Origin of the sequence: Paracoccus aerius (assembly GCF_014656455.1) — a bacterium.
In the GTDB taxonomy this organism is placed as follows: Bacteria; Pseudomonadota; Alphaproteobacteria; order Rhodobacterales; family Rhodobacteraceae; genus Paracoccus; species Paracoccus aerius.
Map to the genome: position 1 here is coordinate 61,166 of NZ_BNCL01000015.1, position 16,738 is coordinate 77,903.

14 protein-coding genes are annotated in these 16,738 nt (G+C 65.5%); 2 read left to right on the top strand and 12 right to left on the bottom strand.

Annotated elements, in window-relative coordinates; all coding sequences use genetic code 11:
• Positions 1 to 20 precede the first annotated feature (20 nt).
• Positions 21 to 2,309, bottom strand: coding sequence for a Tex family protein (locus IE224_RS15610; RefSeq protein WP_191311699.1), 2,289 nt, complete (start codon positions 2,307 to 2,309; stop codon positions 21 to 23).
• 135 nt (positions 2,310 to 2,444) lie between these two features.
• Here IE224_RS15610 and IE224_RS15615 point away from each other — a divergent pair, with 135 nt between their 5' ends.
• A complete protein-coding gene (locus IE224_RS15615; protein WP_191311701.1) occupies positions 2,445 to 3,503 on the top strand; it encodes an alkene reductase in 1,059 nt (352 codons plus the stop codon).
• Positions 3,504 to 3,556: 53 nt separating this feature from the next.
• Here the strand turns inward: IE224_RS15615 and cobS are convergent, their stop codons facing one another.
• On the bottom strand, positions 3,557 to 4,531 hold the full coding sequence (gene cobS / locus IE224_RS15620; RefSeq protein ID WP_191311702.1) for a cobaltochelatase subunit CobS: 975 nt from the start codon (positions 4,529 to 4,531) through the stop codon (positions 3,557 to 3,559).
• Between the two features lie 124 nt (positions 4,532 to 4,655).
• Between cobS and IE224_RS15625 the strand changes: the two genes are divergently transcribed.
• Entirely contained in the window at positions 4,656 to 5,393 is a 738-nt protein-coding gene (locus tag IE224_RS15625; RefSeq protein WP_191311704.1) for a sigma factor, read from the top strand.
• 3 nt (positions 5,394 to 5,396) lie between these two features.
• On the opposite strand, the gene ychF is transcribed toward IE224_RS15625, so the two are convergent.
• The 10 genes from ychF to IE224_RS15675 form a co-directional block, all read right to left on the bottom strand.
• Positions 5,397 to 6,494, bottom strand: a complete 1,098-nt coding sequence (gene ychF, locus IE224_RS15630) for a redox-regulated ATPase YchF (RefSeq protein WP_191311706.1) — start codon at positions 6,492 to 6,494, stop codon at positions 5,397 to 5,399.
• 62 nt (positions 6,495 to 6,556) lie between these two features.
• Positions 6,557 to 7,657 carry an ABC transporter ATP-binding protein gene (locus IE224_RS15635; RefSeq protein WP_191311743.1) on the bottom strand — a complete coding sequence of 367 codons (1,101 nt, stop codon included), beginning with the start codon at positions 7,655 to 7,657 and terminating at the stop codon, positions 6,557 to 6,559.
• Positions 7,658 to 7,695: 38 nt separating this feature from the next.
• Positions 7,696 to 8,508 carry an ABC transporter permease gene (locus IE224_RS15640; protein ID WP_103173539.1) on the bottom strand — a complete coding sequence of 271 codons (813 nt, stop codon included), beginning with the start codon at positions 8,506 to 8,508 and terminating at the stop codon, positions 7,696 to 7,698.
• Positions 8,505 to 9,377, bottom strand: coding sequence for an ABC transporter permease (locus tag IE224_RS15645; protein ID WP_167622260.1), 873 nt, complete (start codon positions 9,375 to 9,377; stop codon positions 8,505 to 8,507). The genes IE224_RS15640 and IE224_RS15645 overlap by 4 nt, the downstream gene beginning before the upstream one ends.
• 90 nt (positions 9,378 to 9,467) lie before the next feature.
• Complete coding sequence (locus IE224_RS15650) at positions 9,468 to 10,238, bottom strand: squalene/phytoene synthase family protein (RefSeq protein WP_191311707.1); 771 nt, start codon at positions 10,236 to 10,238, stop codon at positions 9,468 to 9,470.
• A 24-nt stretch (positions 10,239 to 10,262) separates the two neighbouring features.
• A complete protein-coding gene (gene cysS / locus IE224_RS15655; protein WP_191311709.1) occupies positions 10,263 to 11,708 on the bottom strand; it encodes a cysteine--tRNA ligase in 1,446 nt (481 codons plus the stop codon).
• 29 nt (positions 11,709 to 11,737) lie between these two features.
• Positions 11,738 to 12,958: a glycosyltransferase gene (locus IE224_RS15660; RefSeq protein ID WP_191311710.1), complete on the bottom strand. Its 1,221-nt coding sequence runs from the start codon at positions 12,956 to 12,958 to the stop codon at positions 11,738 to 11,740.
• Entirely contained in the window at positions 12,955 to 14,553 is a 1,599-nt protein-coding gene (locus tag IE224_RS15665; protein WP_191311712.1) for an ABC transporter ATP-binding protein, read from the bottom strand. The genes IE224_RS15660 and IE224_RS15665 overlap by 4 nt, the downstream gene beginning before the upstream one ends.
• Positions 14,550 to 15,653 carry an ABC transporter permease gene (locus IE224_RS15670; RefSeq protein WP_191311713.1) on the bottom strand — a complete coding sequence of 368 codons (1,104 nt, stop codon included), beginning with the start codon at positions 15,651 to 15,653 and terminating at the stop codon, positions 14,550 to 14,552. The genes IE224_RS15665 and IE224_RS15670 overlap by 4 nt, the downstream gene beginning before the upstream one ends.
• Positions 15,653 to 16,729, bottom strand: a complete 1,077-nt coding sequence (locus IE224_RS15675; RefSeq protein ID WP_191311715.1) for a microcin C ABC transporter permease YejB — start codon at positions 16,727 to 16,729, stop codon at positions 15,653 to 15,655. The genes IE224_RS15670 and IE224_RS15675 overlap by 1 nt, the downstream gene beginning before the upstream one ends.
• Positions 16,730 to 16,738: the final 9 nt, after the last annotated feature.

Sequence of the window (16,738 nt, forward strand, 5' to 3'; positions counted from 1 at the left end):
CCCCGGTCCCGGAAAGATCCTCACTTTCGACCCAAGGCCGCAGCCAGGGCATCCCCGAAACCGCCCTGTTCGCCTGATTTCGCGGCAGTCGTCACGGGTTTCGCCCCCGGCTTTCCCTGCGACCTGGATGCGGGCCTTGCGGCATCGGCATCGGTCCGCATCGTCAGGCCGATGCGCTTGCGGGGCACGTCCACCTCGGTCACGCGGACGCGGACCACGTCGCCGACCTTCACCACCTCGTTGGGATCCTTGACGAAGCGATTGGCAAGCTGGCTGACATGGACCAGCCCGTCCTGGTGCACGCCGATGTCCACGAAGGCGCCGAAGGCCGCAACATTGGTGACAGTGCCTTCCAGGGTCATGCCGGGCTTGAGGTCGGTAATTTCGTTCACCCCTTCGGCGAAGCTGGCGGTGACAAAGCCGGGTCGCGGGTCGCGGCCGGGCTTTTCCAGTTCGGACAGGATGTCGCGGATGGTGGGCAGGCCGAAGTGGTCGTCCACGAACTGCTCGGCCCGGATGGATTTCAGCGCTGCCCCGTCGCCCATGATCGCGCGGATGTCGCGGCCGCAAGCGGCCACGATCCTGCGGGCGACTCCGTAAGCCTCGGGGTGGACGGCGGATGCGTCCAAGGGTTCCTTGCCGTCGCGGATGCGCAGAAAGCCCGCGCATTGCTCAAAGGCGCGCGGCCCAAGGCCCGCGACCTTCTTCAGCGCCGCGCGGGACGGGAAGGCACCGTTTGCGTCCCGCCAGGCGACGATGTTCTGCGCCAGGGACGGTCCCAGTCCCGCGACATGGGCCAGCAGCGGGGCCGAGGCCGTGTTCAGGTCCACGCCCACGGCGTTCACCGCATCCTCGACCACGGCTTCCAGCGTTTTTGCAAGCTGCCGCTGGTCCACATCGTGCTGGTATTGACCCACGCCGATCGATTCGGGCGGCACCTTGACCAGTTCGGCCAGCGGATCCTGCAGGCGCCGGGCGATCGACACCGCGCCGCGCAGCGACACGTCAAGCTGCGGAAACTCCCTCGCGGCCAGTTCGGACGCGGAATAGACCGAGGCGCCCGCCTCGGACACGATCACCTTGGTCGGCGCCTTCACGCCCTTGGGCAGGCGCTTCAGCACCTCGGCCACAAGGCGCTCGGTCTCTCGGCTGGCGGTGCCGTTGCCGATGGCGATCAGGTCCGTGCCGTGTTTGGCGATCAGCGCCAGAAGCGTCGCTTCCGCGCCGCGCAGGTCGTTCTTCGGCTGGAAGGGATAGATCGTCGCGGTGTCCAGCAGCTTGCCGGTCGCGTCCACGACCGCGATCTTGCAGCCGGTACGGATGCCGGGGTCGATGCCCAGCGTCACCCGTGCCCCGGCGGGTGCTGCAAGCAGCAGGTCGCGCAGGTTGCGGCCGAAGACCCGGATCGCCTCGTCATGCGCCCGTTTGCGCAGCTCGGTCATCAGGTCGATATACATCGTGTTCGACAGCCGCACCCGCCAGGTCCAGCCCGCCACCTGCCGCAGCCATTGATCGCCCGGCGCACTGCCCCGGATGCCGATGGCCTGTGCCACGATGCCTTCGGCCCGCTGGGCGCCGGTTTCGGGATCGGGCGCGATGTCGATGGTGACGACTTCCTCCTTCGCCGCGCGCAGGATCGCCAGCGCCCGGTGCGAGGGGATGGCCGACCATTTTTCCCGATGGTCGAAATAGTCGCTGAACTTGGCCCCCGCCTGTTCCTTGCCGGCGATCAGCTTGGCAGCGATAAAGGCCTCGGCCCGCATGAAGTCGCGCAAGGCGCCCAGCAGCGCGGCGTTTTCCGACAGTTCCTCGACCAGGATGTCGCGCGCGCCGTCCAACGCGGCCTTCACGTCCGCCACCGGCCCGGTCACATAGCCCGTGGCAAGCGCCGCCGGGTCGGCAGCGCGGTCGCCCTGGATCGCGCGCAGCAGCGGCTCCAGCCCGTTTTCCCGCGCGATCATGGCCTTGGTGCGCCGCTTGGGCTTGAAGGGCAGGTAGATGTCCTCAAGCGCGGATTTCGTCTCGGCCCCGGCGATGGCGCGGGCCAGGTCGTCGGTCAGCTTGCCCTGATCCTTGATCGACCCGAGGATCGAGGCCCTGCGCGCCTCGAGGTCGCGCAGATAGGCCAGTCGCTCGGCCAGGGTCCGCAGCTGCGTGTCGTCCAGCCCTCCGGTCACCTCCTTGCGATAGCGCGCCACGAAGGGCACCGTCGCGCCGCCGTCCAGCAGATCGGCCGCTGCCGTGACCTGGGCGGGGTTGGCGTTGATCTCGGTCGCGATGGTGCGGGCGATGCGGGCGGCTGTGTCCATGGGATCCTCCGGAAACGGAAGCAGGTTCTAACCGGCCAAGGCGCGCAGGCCAAGGCTGTCATGCAAAAGCAGGATGTTGACACCGGCCTTGCCCATACACAGTTGCAGACGACGCAAGAATTGAAAGGAGCTTTCATGCCAACGCTTTTCGATCCCCTCCAGATCGGGCCGCTGACCCTTCGCAACCGCATCGTCATGGCACCCCTGACCCGCGCCCGCGCCGGGGAGAAACGGGTGCCGAACGCCATGATGGCCGAGTATTATGCGCAGCGCGCCGGGGCCGGGCTGATCCTGTCGGAAGCGACCAGCGTGACGCCGATGGGCGTGGGCTATGCCGACACGCCGGGCATCTGGAACGACGAACAAGTCGAGGGCTGGAAGCAGGTCACCAAGGCCGTCCATGACGCGGGGGGGCTGATCTTCCTGCAATTGTGGCACGTGGGCCGTATCTCGGATCCGCTGTTCCTGGACGGCCAACTGCCGGTCGCGCCAAGTGCGATCAAGCCTGCGGGCCATGTCAGCCTGGTCCGCCCGATGAAGGACTACGAGACGCCCCGCGCCCTTGAAACCGCCGAGATCGCGGAGATTGTCGACGCCTATCGCCAGGGCGCCCAGAACGCCAAGCGCGCAGGCTTCGACGGGGTCGAGATCCACGCGGCCAACGGCTATCTGATCGACCAGTTCCTGCAGGACAGCACCAACCGCCGCACCGACCAGTATGGCGGCCCGATCGAGAACCGCGCCCGCTTCCTGACCGAGGTCGTGGATGCCGTCACCGCCGTCTGGGGCGCCGACCGCGTGGGCCTGCACCTGTCCCCGCGCGGCGACAACCACGACATGGGCGACAGCGATCCCAAGGCGCTGTTCACATATGTCGCGCGTCAGATGAAGCAGCGCGGCCTGGCCTTCATCTGCCTGCGCGAATACCTGGGTGCAGACAGCCTGATGGACGACATCAAGGCAGCCTTCGGCGGCGTCGTCATTGCCAATGAAAAGCTGACCCGCGACAGCGCCAGCGACCTGGTGCAATCGGGCCGCGCCGACGCAGCGGCCTTCGGCAAGGACTTCATCGCCACGCCCGACCTGCCCCGCCGCTTTGCCCAGGATCTGTCGCTGAACCAGCAGGATCCCTCGACCTTCTACGGCAGCGGGCCGAAAGGCTATGTCGACTACCCGGTCGCCGAGGAAGTCTGATCGCGAAAAAAGGCGGGCCGTTGCGGGCCCGCCTTTCCTTCAGGGTGCCGGCTTCACTTGGCCCGGGCGGCGGCGCTTTCGGGCAGTTCCTCGTCGAACAGGCGCTGATAGAACTCGGCCACGGTCTGGCGTTCCAGCTCGTCGCACTTGTTGAGGAAGGTCAGCCGGAAGGCATAGCCGATGTTGTTGCCGAAGATGCGGGCGTTCTGCGCCCAGGCAATCACCGTGCGCGGCGACATGACGGTGGACAGGTCGCCCTGCATGAAGGCCGTGCGCGTCAGATCCGCCAGCGTCACCATCTGCCCAATGATCTTGCGGCCTTTTTCCGTGTTGTAGGTCGGGTTCTTGGCCAGCACGATCGCGGCCTCGGCGTCGTGGGACAGGTAGTTCAGCGTCGAGACCAGCGACCAGCGGTCCATCTGGCCCTGGTTGATCTGCTGGGTGCCGTGGTAAAGCCCCGTCGTGTCGCCGAGGCCCACGGTGTTCGCGGTCGCGAACAGGCGGAAGCAGGGATGCGGGGTGATCACCTCGTTCTGGTCCAGCAGCGTCAGCTTGCCGTCGGTTTCCAGAACCCGCTGGATCACGAACATCACGTCCGCGCGACCCGCGTCGTATTCGTCGAAGACGATGGCGGTGGGGTTGCGCAGCGCCCAGGGAAGGATGCCTTCGTGGAAGACCGTCACCTGCTTGCCGTCTACCAGCTTGATCGCGTCCTTGCCGATCAGGTCGATCCGGCTGACATGGCTGTCCAGGTTGACCCGCACGCAGGGCCAGTTCAGCCGCGCGGCAACCTGTTCGATATGCGTGGACTTTCCGGTGCCGTGATAGCCCTGGATCATCACCCTGCGGTTATAGGCAAAGCCTGCCAGAATCGCCATCGTGGTGTCGGGATCGAACTTGTAGGTGCTGTCGATCTCGGGCACGCGGTCGGTCCGTTCGGCGAAGCCCTTGACCTTCATGTCGCTGTCCAGACCGAACACCTCGCGCAGGTCGATCTCTTCGGTGGGTTTGACGTTCGTGTCCAGCATCACGGGCCCTTTCCTCGCATCGCCCGCCTTGATCGCGCATAAGTCCGCCACGTGCAAGCCGGGCTTGCGTTGACGGGCGCGGGGCGGCTGCTAAGTTGTCCCCGCAACCACGAGAGGAAATCCCTTGCCGGATGCCCGCACGACACCCGCCGACAGCCTGATCGCCCTTGTCGCCAAGGGGGACCGCCGCGCCTTCGATACGCTTTACGAAAGCAGTTCGGCCCGGCTGAACGCCCTGTGCCTGTCGATCCTGAAGGACCGTCGGGAAGCCGAGGAAGTGCTGGAAGAGGCCTATGTCGCCATCTGGAAGGAAGCCCCCCGCCAGGCCGACAGCGGGCTTTCGCCGATGGCCTGGCTGGTGACCCAGGCCCGCGACCGCGCGATGGGACGGCGTGCTGCACTGTCCGGCGTGGCCGCGCCGGACGGCTGGGCGGTGGGACTTCTGCGGGGGGCTTATCTCGAGGGGCTGGATTACGCCCAGCTTGGCCGCCGCCATGGCCTGTCCGCCGACGAGGCCCGCCACGGCCTGCACGAAGAACTGGAGCATCTGTCGGGCCACGCCGCGGACGAAGGCGTCAGCTTCGCCGCCGCTGAACAGGCGCTTGGGCTGCGGCCATCGTCGGGCGGGGTGGACGCGGCGCAGGTCGCCGAATGGCAGGAACGGCTTGCCCGGCTGGCGAACGAGCTGACGCCGGTCATGGCCCCGGCCCGCGCACGTCAGCGGATCCGTGAACAGCTTGGCCACGGCGCCGCACCCCTGTCCGTCGATCCGCTGGAGCGCAGGCCCTGGTGGCGCCGCCCGATGGGGATCATCGCGATCCTGCTGGTGGCCGTTGCAGCGTGGTATGTCTGGCTGCGCTAGGGGTCAGGCGTTGAACAGGAAGTGCAGGACATCGCCGTCCTTGACCTGGTAGGTCTTGCCCTCGACCCGGAACTTGCCCGCCTCGCGCGCCCCTGCCTCGCCCTTGTAGGCGACATAGTCGTCATAGGCGACGGTTTCGGCCCGGATGAAGCCGCGTTCGAAATCGCCGTGGATGACGCCGGCGGCCTGCGGGGCCAGGGAGCCCTTGTGGATGGTCCAGGCGCGGGCTTCCTTGGGGCCGACGGTGAAATAGGTGTCCAGGCCCAGCAGCTTGTAGCCTTCGCGGATCAGGCGATCCAGGCCCGCCTCGTGCAGGCCCATCTCCTCGAGGAACATGGCGGCTTCGTCGGCGGGAAGCTGGCTGATCTCTTCCTCGATCTTGGCCGAGATCACCACATGGCCTGCGCCCTGCTGGGCGGCCATCTGCGCCACGCGATCGGATTGGGCATTGCCGGTCGAGGCCTTGTCTTCCTCGACGTTGCAGACGAACAGGACGGGCTTGGCGGTCAGCAGTTGCAGCATCGACCAGGCCTTGCGGTCTTCGTTGGCCACGGTCACGGTGCGCGCGGGCTTGCCGGCTTCAAGCGCGGCCTGCGCGGCCTTCAGCAGCTTTTCCTGGGCCACGGCTTCCTTGTCGCCGCCCTTCAGCTTGCGCGCGATGTTGGCCAGCCGACGCTCGACCGACTCAAGGTCGGCGATCATCAGTTCGGTCTCGATGGTTTCCGCGTCCGCGATGGGATCGACGCGGCCCTCGACATGGGTGACATCGCCATCCTCGAAGCAGCGCAGGACATGGGCGATGGCGTCCACTTCGCGGATATTGGCCAGGAACTGGTTGCCCAGGCCCTCGCCCTTGCTGGCGCCCTTCACAAGGCCCGCGATGTCCACGAAGGTGATGCGCGTCGGGATGATCTGCTTGCTGCCGGCGATCTGGGCCAGCGTGTCAAGCCGCGGGTCCGGCACGGCCACGTCGCCCACATTGGGTTCGATGGTGCAGAAGGGGAAGTTCGCGGCCTGCGCGGCAGCGGTCTTTGTCAGCGCGTTGAACAGCGTCGATTTGCCCACGTTCGGCAAGCCGACAATTCCCATGCGAAAGCCCATGACGCGCCCTTTCCTGCCAAGTCAGGGCGCGTTCTAGGCAAGCGGCCGGAGTTCTGCAAGCGTCAGCGGAACAGGACCAGCGATCCTGGCGACCAGGCAAGGCGGGTGCGGGTGCCGACCTCTTGCACGTCACGGCCGAAGACGTTGCGCATCGAGATGCGCACCGGGCGCGCCCTGCCGTCGATCGCCGCCGCCCCGTCCAGCCGCAGGTCATAATAGGTCATGTCGCCGTAATAGACGACCTCGTCGATGGTGGCGCTTGTTTCGCGCGGCTGGCTGTGGGTCTGGTTTGCGCCGACAAGGGTCATGGTTTCCGGTCGAAAGCCGATGCTCGGGCCTTCATCGTCAGGGTTCGCGCGGCTGACCTGCCGGGCAGGCAGGTCCACCACGCCCAGGCCCGGGGCCTCGACCGTGACGGTTCCCTCGGCCTCTGCCAGGATCCGCGCGGGCAGGAAGTTCATCACGCCGATGAAATCCGCGACCCGGCGGTTGGCGGGGCGGGCATAAAGCGCCTCGGGTCCGTCAAGCTGGGCAATCTCGCCCTCGAACATGACGGCAATGCGGTCGGACATGACCAGGGCTTCTTCCTGGTCATGGGTCACCAGGACGAAGGTGATGCCGACCTGGCGCTGCAGCTTGATCAGTTCGACCTGCATCTGCTCGCGCATCTTGCGGTCAAGCGCCGACAGGGGTTCGTCCAGCAGCAGCACCTTGGGCTTCAAGATCAGCGCGCGGGCAAGCGCCACCCGCTGGCGCTGCCCGCCCGACAGGGCATGGGCGGCGCGGTTGCCGAAACCCCGCAGGCCGACCATCGCCAAGGCTTCCTCGACCAGGGCCGCCTTTTCCGCCTTGCCGCGCGGGTCGCGGCGCAGGCCGAAGGCCACGTTCTGCGCGACCGTCAGATGCGGGAAGATGGCATAGGACTGGAAGACCATGTTGGTGGGCCGCTTGTTGGCGGGCACCTCCTCCATGTGCTTCTGGTCGATCAGGATAACGCCGTCTGAGATATCCTCGAAGCCTGCGATCGTACGCAGCAGCGTGGTCTTGCCGCAGCCGGACGGTCCCAGCAGAGAAAAGAACTCGCCCGCCCGGATGGTCAGGTCGATGCCGCGCAGCGCGTGATAATCGCCATAATGCTTGTGAACGCCCCGGCATTCGATCATCGGCTTTGCGGCGTCCAGCCGATCGAATCGAGTCTCGCTCACAGGAACCCTCCGGTAGGATTGCCGCCCATCCGGGCGTTGCCCCGGCGGCGGAAATATTCGCCAAGCGCCAGCAGCACGATGGACAGCGCGACCAGCACGGTGCCAAGCGCCATGATCATCGGGATCTGCTTGGGAAAGCGAAGCTGGCTGAAGATATAGGTGGGCAGCGTCGGCTGGTTGCCCGCCAGGAAGAAGGCGATGATGAATTCGTCCAGGCTGATGGTGAAGGAGATCAGCAGCGAACTGATGATCCCCGGCATGACCAGCGGCAGGGTGACCAGGCGAAACGCGCTCCACCGTGTTTCGCCCAGGTCATAGGCCGCTTCCTCCAGCGACTTGTCGAGGCTGGAAAACGCGGTGGTCAGGATCGCGATGGCATAGGGCATGCAGATCAGGACGTGGCCGACGATCACGGTCAGGATCGACAGTTGCACCCCCGCGCCCAGCAGCACGACCAGCAGCGACATGGCCACGATGATTTCCGGCAGAACCATCGGCAGCAGGATGAAGCCCATCATGCCGCCCTTGCCCGGAAACTCGAAACGGGTGGATGCGCGGGCGGCGAAGATGCCCAGGCAGGTTGCCAGGATCGCCGCGCTGACCGCAATGATCAACGAATTGGTCAGCGCGGTCCGCAGCGTGGCATTGGCCCACATCTGCGAAAACCAGTCGGTCGTGAAGCCCTGCAGCGGAAAGGCGATGATCGTGCCGGAATTGAAGGCAAACAATGGCAGCAGGATGATCGGCGCGTAAAGGAACAGCAGATACAGCAGCGCATAGGCTTGCAGGCCGCGCCCCTGCCCCTTCACGACCGCACCTTCAGGAAGCGGCGGTTGATCAGAAGAAAGACGATGCTGACAAGGGCGACGATGGCCATGGCCGTCACTGCAAGGGCCGACCCCAGCGGGCGGTTGTCCAGGGCCAGCATCTGCACCTGGATCAGGTTTGCAATCATCGGGATCTTGCCGCCGCCGATCAGTTCAGGCGTCACATAGTCGCCGATGGTGGGGATGAAGACGATCAGCACCGCCGCCAGCACGCCGGGCATCGCCAGCGGCAGCGTGACGCGCCAGAAGGTCATCGCCCGGCTTTCGCCCAGGTCGCGGCCAGCTTCCAGCAGGGATCGGTCGATCTTTTCCAGCGCCACGAAGATCGGCAGGATCGCGAAGGGCGCATAGGCATGGGCCAGCGTGATCACGATCGAGTTCACGTTATAGAGGATAAAGGTCAGGGGCTCGTCGATGATGCCAAGCCCGGTCAGGCTGGAATTGATGACGCCGTTATAGCCCAGGATCACCTTCCACAGGAACACCCGGATCAGATAGCTGGTCCAGAAGGGGATGGTGATCAGGAACAGCCATGTAGCCTTCTTCTCGGGCCGAACCATGAAGCTGACGTAATAGGCCACCGGAAAGGCCAGCAGCACCGTCACCAGCGTCACAAGGGCCGACACGGTCAGGGATCGCAGCATGACGGTGCGCACGATCGGGTCGGTCCAGACCTGCGCGTAATTGGCCCAGGTGAAGTCGCGCACGACCTCCAGATAGCCATCTGTCAGGAAGCTGTAGGCCAGGATGGTCAGCAGCGGCGCCGCCAGGATCAGCAGCGCATAAAGGAACGGCGGCGCGATCAGGGTATAGCCCTGCCTCGCCTGTGCATCCAATCCGCCCTTGGCCATCCGTCCGTCCCGCCGTCCCGTTCGGTTCAATTCCTTTCATATCAGCCAAAGCATGAAAAGAGGATTTATGGGCGCGGCCAGACCAGTGGCCTAGCGCCACCACCGACCGGTCAGCGCCAGCCTGGCAAGGGAAGCACGACGCTGGAACGGCGTGATTACAACCTCTTCCTCAAGGATGTTCACCTTGTTTTCGAGGATGCCGGACAGCAGCCGCCCTACGCCCGGCCCAGAGTACAGTGCCGCCGCCGCCCGTTTCGGCAGCAGCCCGCGCGAACCCGCGGCACGCTGGAAGGCGTCACGCGCCATCCGGGCCAACCGGGCCGCGTCGGCGGGATCGCCGCCTGCCAGGCCCAAGCCGATGGGTTGCAGTTGCGGCAGCGCGCGCAGCCATGCCACCAGCCCTGCCCCCAGCCCCTGGTCGGCAGCGACCGCCTGTCCCTGCGCATCGGCACCCAGCCGTGCCACAGCCCGTGCCATCAGGCGCCCGCTGGTGTCGGCGACGTATTCCGCCACCTCCTCGGGTGTCGCGAAGGGTTCGCGGAAGCAGTCGCGGCGGCGGGCTTCGGCCAAAGGGGTCAAGTCGCCAGCGGCGCTGCCCCAAGCCTCCCACAAAGGGGTCAGCACGTCATGCAGGGGGGGTGGTCTGCCCGTGCCCATCTCGGCCAGCCGGTCCACCCACCATTGCAGCCGCATCTCGGCCAACAGCGGTTCGCCCGACTGGAACGGAGCCCGCGCGATTTCGAGGTTCAGCGCGTACAGCGTTATCAGCGCAGGGCGATCCTGCGGGTTGGCGACCAAGGCCGCACCGAAGCGGTCGGGATCCTGGGACCGGACCAAGTTGGTGCAGGCTTCAAGGGTCATGTGCCGCCACCGTTGTTTTGGAAGTCAGGGGCGACCAAGATCATCCAACACCGCTTCATCAAAGTCAGGTCCAAGTTCGAAGGTCCACCCGCCGCCGGGGGTGTCTCTTACCTCGACTCCGGCCCTTTGAAGATGGTTCCTGATTTCATCGGCCTTTTGGAAATTCTTGACCCGCTTCGCTTCCTGTCGATCCAGCAGCAGCGCAGCCACCCGGTCCCGCGCAGGGTGTTCACCAACAGACCCGACACCGACCCTGGCGAAGCTGCCGATCTCGTCCCAGTCTGGAACGAATCCCAGCATTTCCAAGGATGCCGCAAAGGGGGCGCTTTGGACGGCAGAGCCGCCAAGCGTGACGTCATGCAAGGCGGCGATCGCCCCTGGCGTATTCAGATCATTCGCAAGGGCATTCACAACAGCGTCAAGGGGTCGCCAGACGCCGCCATTCTTCAGCGTCTCGACCATGCTCTTGCTGTAGCCCGCCTGAACAAGCGCGAAGAACCAGTTTTCCAGGTGGCGCTCGGCTTCCTTCGCCTTGGTTTCAGTCCAGTCCATCGGCTTGCGGTAATGGGTGGACAGCATCACGAACCGGATCACCTCACCGGGCACACCCTTGTCCAGCAAGTCCCGAACCGTGAAGAAGTTGCCCAGCGACTTGGACATCTTCTTTCCCTCGACCTGCAGCATCTCGTTGTGCAGCCAGACATTGGCGAAGCCTGCCTCGGGATGGGCGCAGCAGCTTTGGGCGACCTCGTTCTCGTGGTGCGGGAATTGCAGGTCGATGCCGCCGCCGTGGATGTCGAAGCTGGGGCCCAGAAGCGCCGCCGACATGGCGGAGCATTCAATATGCCAGCCGGGACGGCCGCGGCCCCAGGGGCTGTCCCAGCCCGGCTGGTCCGCCTCGGACGGTTTCCACAGCACGAAATCCATCGGGTCGCGCTTGAAGGGCGCGACCTCGACCCGCGCGCCTGCGATCATGTCATCCACCGACCGGCCCGACAGGCGGCCGTATTCGGGGAAGGACCGGACGTCGAACAGCACATGGCCCTCGGCCTCGTAGGCGTTGCCGTTGGCGATCAGGGTCTCGATCATCGCGACCATTTGGACGATGTATTCCGTCGCCCGAGGCTCGTGGTCGGGACGCGCGGCGCCCAGGGCGTCCATGTCCTGGTGATACCAGGCGACGGTTTCCTCGGTGATCTCGCGGATGGTGCGGCCGGTGGCGGCGGCGCGGGCGTTGATCTTGTCGTCCACGTCGGTGAAGTTGCGGACATAGGTGACGTGATCCGCGCCATAGACGTGCCGCAGCAGGCGCACCAGCACGTCGAAGACCAGCACCGGCCGAGCATTCCCCAGATGCGCGCGGTCATAAACCGTCGGCCCGCACAGGTAGAGGCGCACGTTCCGGGGGTCGATGGGCGTGAACGCCTCTTTCCTGCGGGTGCGGGTGTTCGTCAGCCGGATTTCGACCATGATGCGCCTCATTCAAACGTCGGCAGGGCTTAGCCCATCGGCGCGTGGCTTTCCACCCATTCGATCTGGCGCGGCAGGCTGTGGCTGTGCAGGTCGTAGCCGTCGGTGATGGTCTGCCGCGCGGCGCGACGCAGACGGTCGGCCTCGGGATCACCGGCCAGCCCGCGGATCAGGGCGGCCGACAGCGCAGGCACATCGAAGAAGGGCACCAGGCGGCCATTCTGGCCGTCGCGGATCAGTTCGCGCACCGGCTCGGTATCCGATGCAACGACATAGCCCCCTGCCGCCATCGCCTCGGTCAGGGACCAGGACAGCACGAAGGGGTAGGTCAGGTAGCAATGGACGCGCGCCAGCTGGATCAGCGACAGATAGTCGTCATAAGCCACCCGCCCTAGGAAGTGCACGCGCGACAGATCCAGCCGGTCGCCCAGTTCGGCCAGCATCCGCGCCTTCCAGCTGCCGCCGTCCTTGGGCACGCTGCCATAGCTGACCCCCTCGGCCCCGACGATCACCGCTTGCGCCTGCGGGCGGGCATCCAGAACCTCGGGCAAGGCGCGCATGAAGATGTGAAAGCCGCGATAAGGTTCCAGCGAGCGGCTGACATAGGACAGAACCTCGTCCCCCGCGCGCAGCACCCGTCCGCCCGGCAGCGTCATCACGGCCTGGGGGTTGGGGCAGACCTTCGCGGTGTCGATGCCGTCATGGATCACGGTGATCTTGCCCTGCAGTTCAGGGGGAAAGCTGCCGGCCTGATAGGCGGTCGGAGAAATCGCCGCGTCCGCCTGCACGATCCCTTGGATCAGGTGGGCCGACCGGGCGATGGCCAGCATCCGCGCCTCGTCGCTGTCCTGCTGCAATTCGGGGTCGAAGCCCACGTCATGGCCGCGCGTGCGATACAGAAGCTCGGCATAGACCAGCAGCTTGGCGTCGGGCCAGATCTCGCGCAGGAACAGCGTCTCGCCCCAGCCGGTATGGCCGATGATCAGGTCGGGGGTAAAGCCGTGGCGGTCGCGCAAGGCCCGGGCCCCGCGCGCGGCCAAATAACCGCGTTCGGCATGGGTTGCATAGCTGCGGCCGAAACCGTTCACCTGGACCGCCTCGGGCGTCTTGTATCGAACGGTCGACACCGGGCTGGGCCGCTGGTTCTTTTCGTCCGTCAGCGCCAGGACCTGGTGCCCGCGCGCCGCAAGCGCCGGGGCCAAGTGGGGAAACTGACCGGGAAAGTTCTGGTGGACGAACAGGATCTTCATCGGTGGTGGTCGCGGAACGCCGCTGCCAGCAGCGCACGCGTGTAGTCCTGTTGCGGAGCGTCGAAGATCTGGGCGGTAGAGCCCTGTTCCACCACCTCGCCCGCGCGCATCACCATGATCTTGTGCGACATGGCGCGCACGACGCGAAGGTCGTGGCTGATGAACAGGAAGGCCAGCCCGTATTTCTGCTGCAACCCGCGCAGAAGCCCGACGATCTGCACCTGCACCGTCATGTCAAGCGCGCTTGTCGGTTCGTCCAGAACCACGACCTTGGGCCGCAGGATCATCGCGCGGGCGATGGCGATGCGCTGGCGCTGGCCGCCGGAAAACTCGTGCGGATAGCGGTGCATCATTTCGGGGTTCAGCCCGACCTCTGCCATGATGTCGGCGACCATCTGGCGGCGGTCGCGGCCCTGTTCAACCCCGTGGACGGTCAGGCCCTCGGCGATGATCTGTTCGACCGTCATCCGGGGCGACAGGCTGCCGAAGGGATCCTGGAAGACGATCTGCATGTCGCGGCGCAGCCTTCGCAACTGGCGCGACTGCCAGCGGGCGATGTCCTGGCCCATGAACAGGATCGGCCCGTCGCTGGCGATCAGCCGCATGACGGCCAAGGCCAGCGTGGTCTTGCCAGACCCGGATTCGCCCACGACGCCCAGCGTCTCGCCCGCCCGCACGGTCAGGGTCGCGCCATTGACGGCCTTCACATGGCCGACTGTCTTGCGCAAAAGCCCCCGCTGGACCGGGAACCAGACCTTCAGATCGCGTGTCTCGACCATCACCGGCGCGTTGGGGGCCACGGGATCTGCCATGCCCTTCGGCTCGGCGGCCAGCAGCTTGCGGGTGTATTCGTGCTGCGGATTGGCGAACAGGTCGGCGACCGGGCCTTGCTCGACGATCTCTCCGTCCTTCATGACGCAGACGCGGTCGGCGATCCGGCGCACGATGCCCAGGTCGTGGCTGATGAACAGCATCGACAGCCCCTCGGCCGCCTTCAGTTCCGCCAGCAGATCAAGGATCTGAGCCTGGATCGTCACATCCAGCGCGGTTGTCGGTTCGTCCGCGATCAGCAGTTCGGGACCGTTGGCAAGCGCCATGGCGATCATCACGCGCTGCCGCTGCCCGCCGGACAGTTGGTGCGGATAATCTGCGAGGCGGCTTTCAGGGTCCCGTATGCCCACGCGGGTCAGCAGTTCCACGATCCGCGCGCGCGCCCGTGCGCCCGTCAGTCCCTGGTGCAGCGCCAGGCTTTCGCCAAGCTGCTTTTCCAGCGTGTGCAACGGGTTCAGCGAAGTCATCGGTTCCTGGAAGATGAAGCTGATGTCGTCGCCCCGGATGTCGCGCAGCACCTTTTCCGGCGCGTCCACCATCTCGCGGCCGGCGTATTTCACCGACCCCTCGACCACGGCGGAATCGCCCAGCAGGCGCACCGTGGACAGCGCCGTCACCGACTTGCCCGACCCGGATTCCCCCACCAGGGCCACCGTCTCGCCCTTGCCGATCTGGAAGCTGACGCCCTTGACGGCGGGCACGGTCCGGCCTTCCTGGCGAAAGCTGATGCGCAGGTTCTGGACCGACAGAACGGCTTCGGTCATTTGAAGGTCTTTCGGGGGTCAAAGGCATCGCGCACGCCTTCGAAGACGAAGACCAGAAGCGACAGCATGATGGCAAAGGTGAAAAAGGCGGTGAAGGCCAGCCAGGGCGCCTGCAGGTTCTGCTTGGCCTGAAGGGCCAGTTCCCCCAGCGAGGGCGCCGATGCAGGCAAGCCATAGCCCAGGTAGTCCAGCGCGGCCAAGCCGCTGATTGTGCCGGTGACGACAAAGGGCAGCATGGTCAGCGTGGCGACCATCGCATTGGGCAGGATGTGGCGGAACATGATGGTGCGGTCGGAAACGCCCAGGGCACGGGCCGCGCGGACATATTCGAAGTTCCGCGCCCGCAGGAACTCGGCCCGGACCACGCCCACAAGCGCGGGCCAGCCGAACAGGATGGTGACGAAGACCAAGAGCCAGAAACTGCGCCCCAGGATCGCGAACAGGATGATGATGACGTAAAGCGATGGGGTGGAGGCCCAGATCTCCAGCACCCGCTGGAAGACCAGATCGGTGCGCCCCCCGAAATAGCCCTGGATCGCCCCCGCCGCGATGCCCACGACGGATGCCACCACCGTCACGATCAGCGTGAACAGGATCGAGATGCGGAAGCCATAGATCACGCGGGCCAGCACGTCGCGGGCGGTGTCGTCGGTGCCAAGCCAATGCGTGCCGTCCGGCGCGCTCGGGGCGCTGCCCACGTTGTTAATGGTCGAATAGTGGAACGGGATCGGCGGCCAGATCATCCAGCCCTGCTCAGCCTCGGGGATGTTGCTGGTGCCTGCGTCCACGGCGGCGATCAGATCCTCGGGCGTGTCCCAGCAATCCTGGCTGCCGCCGGTGACGATCAGGCATTCCACGGCCGGGTCGTTATAGATCGCCTCGGTCCCGAAATCGCCGCCGAAAGCGGTTTCCGGATAGAAGTTGTAGGCAGGGAAATACAGTTCCCCGCGATAGCTTGCGACGATCGGCTTGTCGTTTGCCACCACCTCGGCGAACATCGCGATCACGAACAGGATCGAGAAGATCACCAGCGACCAGAAGGCCCGGCCATTGCGGCGGAAGTTGCGCCAGCGGCGGCGGTTGAGTTCCGAGAGCGCCATCAGCCGGCCCTCGATTCAAAGTCGATGCGCGGATCGACGAAGACATACATCATGTCCGACAGGATCCCCACCACCAGGCTGAGAAGCCCGAAGACGTAAAGCGTGCCGAAGATCACCGGATAGTCGCGCTGCACTGCGGCCTCGAAGCCCAGGCGGCCAAGGCCGTCCAGCGAAAAGACCGTCTCGATCAGGATGGAGGCGCCGAAGAAGACGCCCAGGAACACCGCTGGAAAGCCCGCGATGACGATCAGCATGGCGTTGCGGAAGACATGGCCGTAAAGGACACGCCCCTCGGTCAGGCCCTTGGCGCGGGCGGTCATCACATATTGCTTGTTGATCTCGTCCAGAAAACTGTTCTTTGTGAGCAGAGTTAGCGTGGCAAAGCTGGAAATCGTCGAGGCCACCACCGGCAGCGTCGCGTGCCAGGCATAGTCCTTGATCTTGCCCCACAGCGACAGGTCAGCGAAATTGTCGCTGGTCAGCCCGCGCAGCGGGAAGATCTGCCAATAGCTGCCGCCCGCGAACAGAACCATCAGCAGCACGGCGAACAGGAAGGCCGGGATCGCATAGGCCATGATGATCACGCCCGAGGTCCAGGTATCGAACCGCGTCCCGTCGCGCACCGCCTTGCGGATCCCCAACGGGATCGAGATGAGATAGGCCAGCAGCGTGGACCAAAGGCCCAGCGTGATGGATACCGGCATCTTCTCGATCACCAGGTCGATGACGCTGATCGACCGGAACCACGATGTGCCGAAATCGAAGGTCAGGTAATTGCCCATCATCGTCAGGAAGCGCTGCAGGGGCGGCTTGTCGAAGCCGAACTCTTTCTCAAGCTGGGCGATGAATTCGGGCGGCAGGCCGCGCGCGCCCTCGTATCCCTCGACCACGCCGGTGTCGGCGCCCGCGCCCCCGCCGGATATGTTGCTGAAGGCGTCGCCCGAACCCTGCACCTGCGCGGCGATCTGTTCGATGGGACCGCCCGGCACGAATTGCGTCAGTGTGAAGTTCACCACCATGATCCCGATCAGGGTCGGGATGATCAGCAGCAATCGCCGCAGGATATAGGCGCCCATCGGATTGCC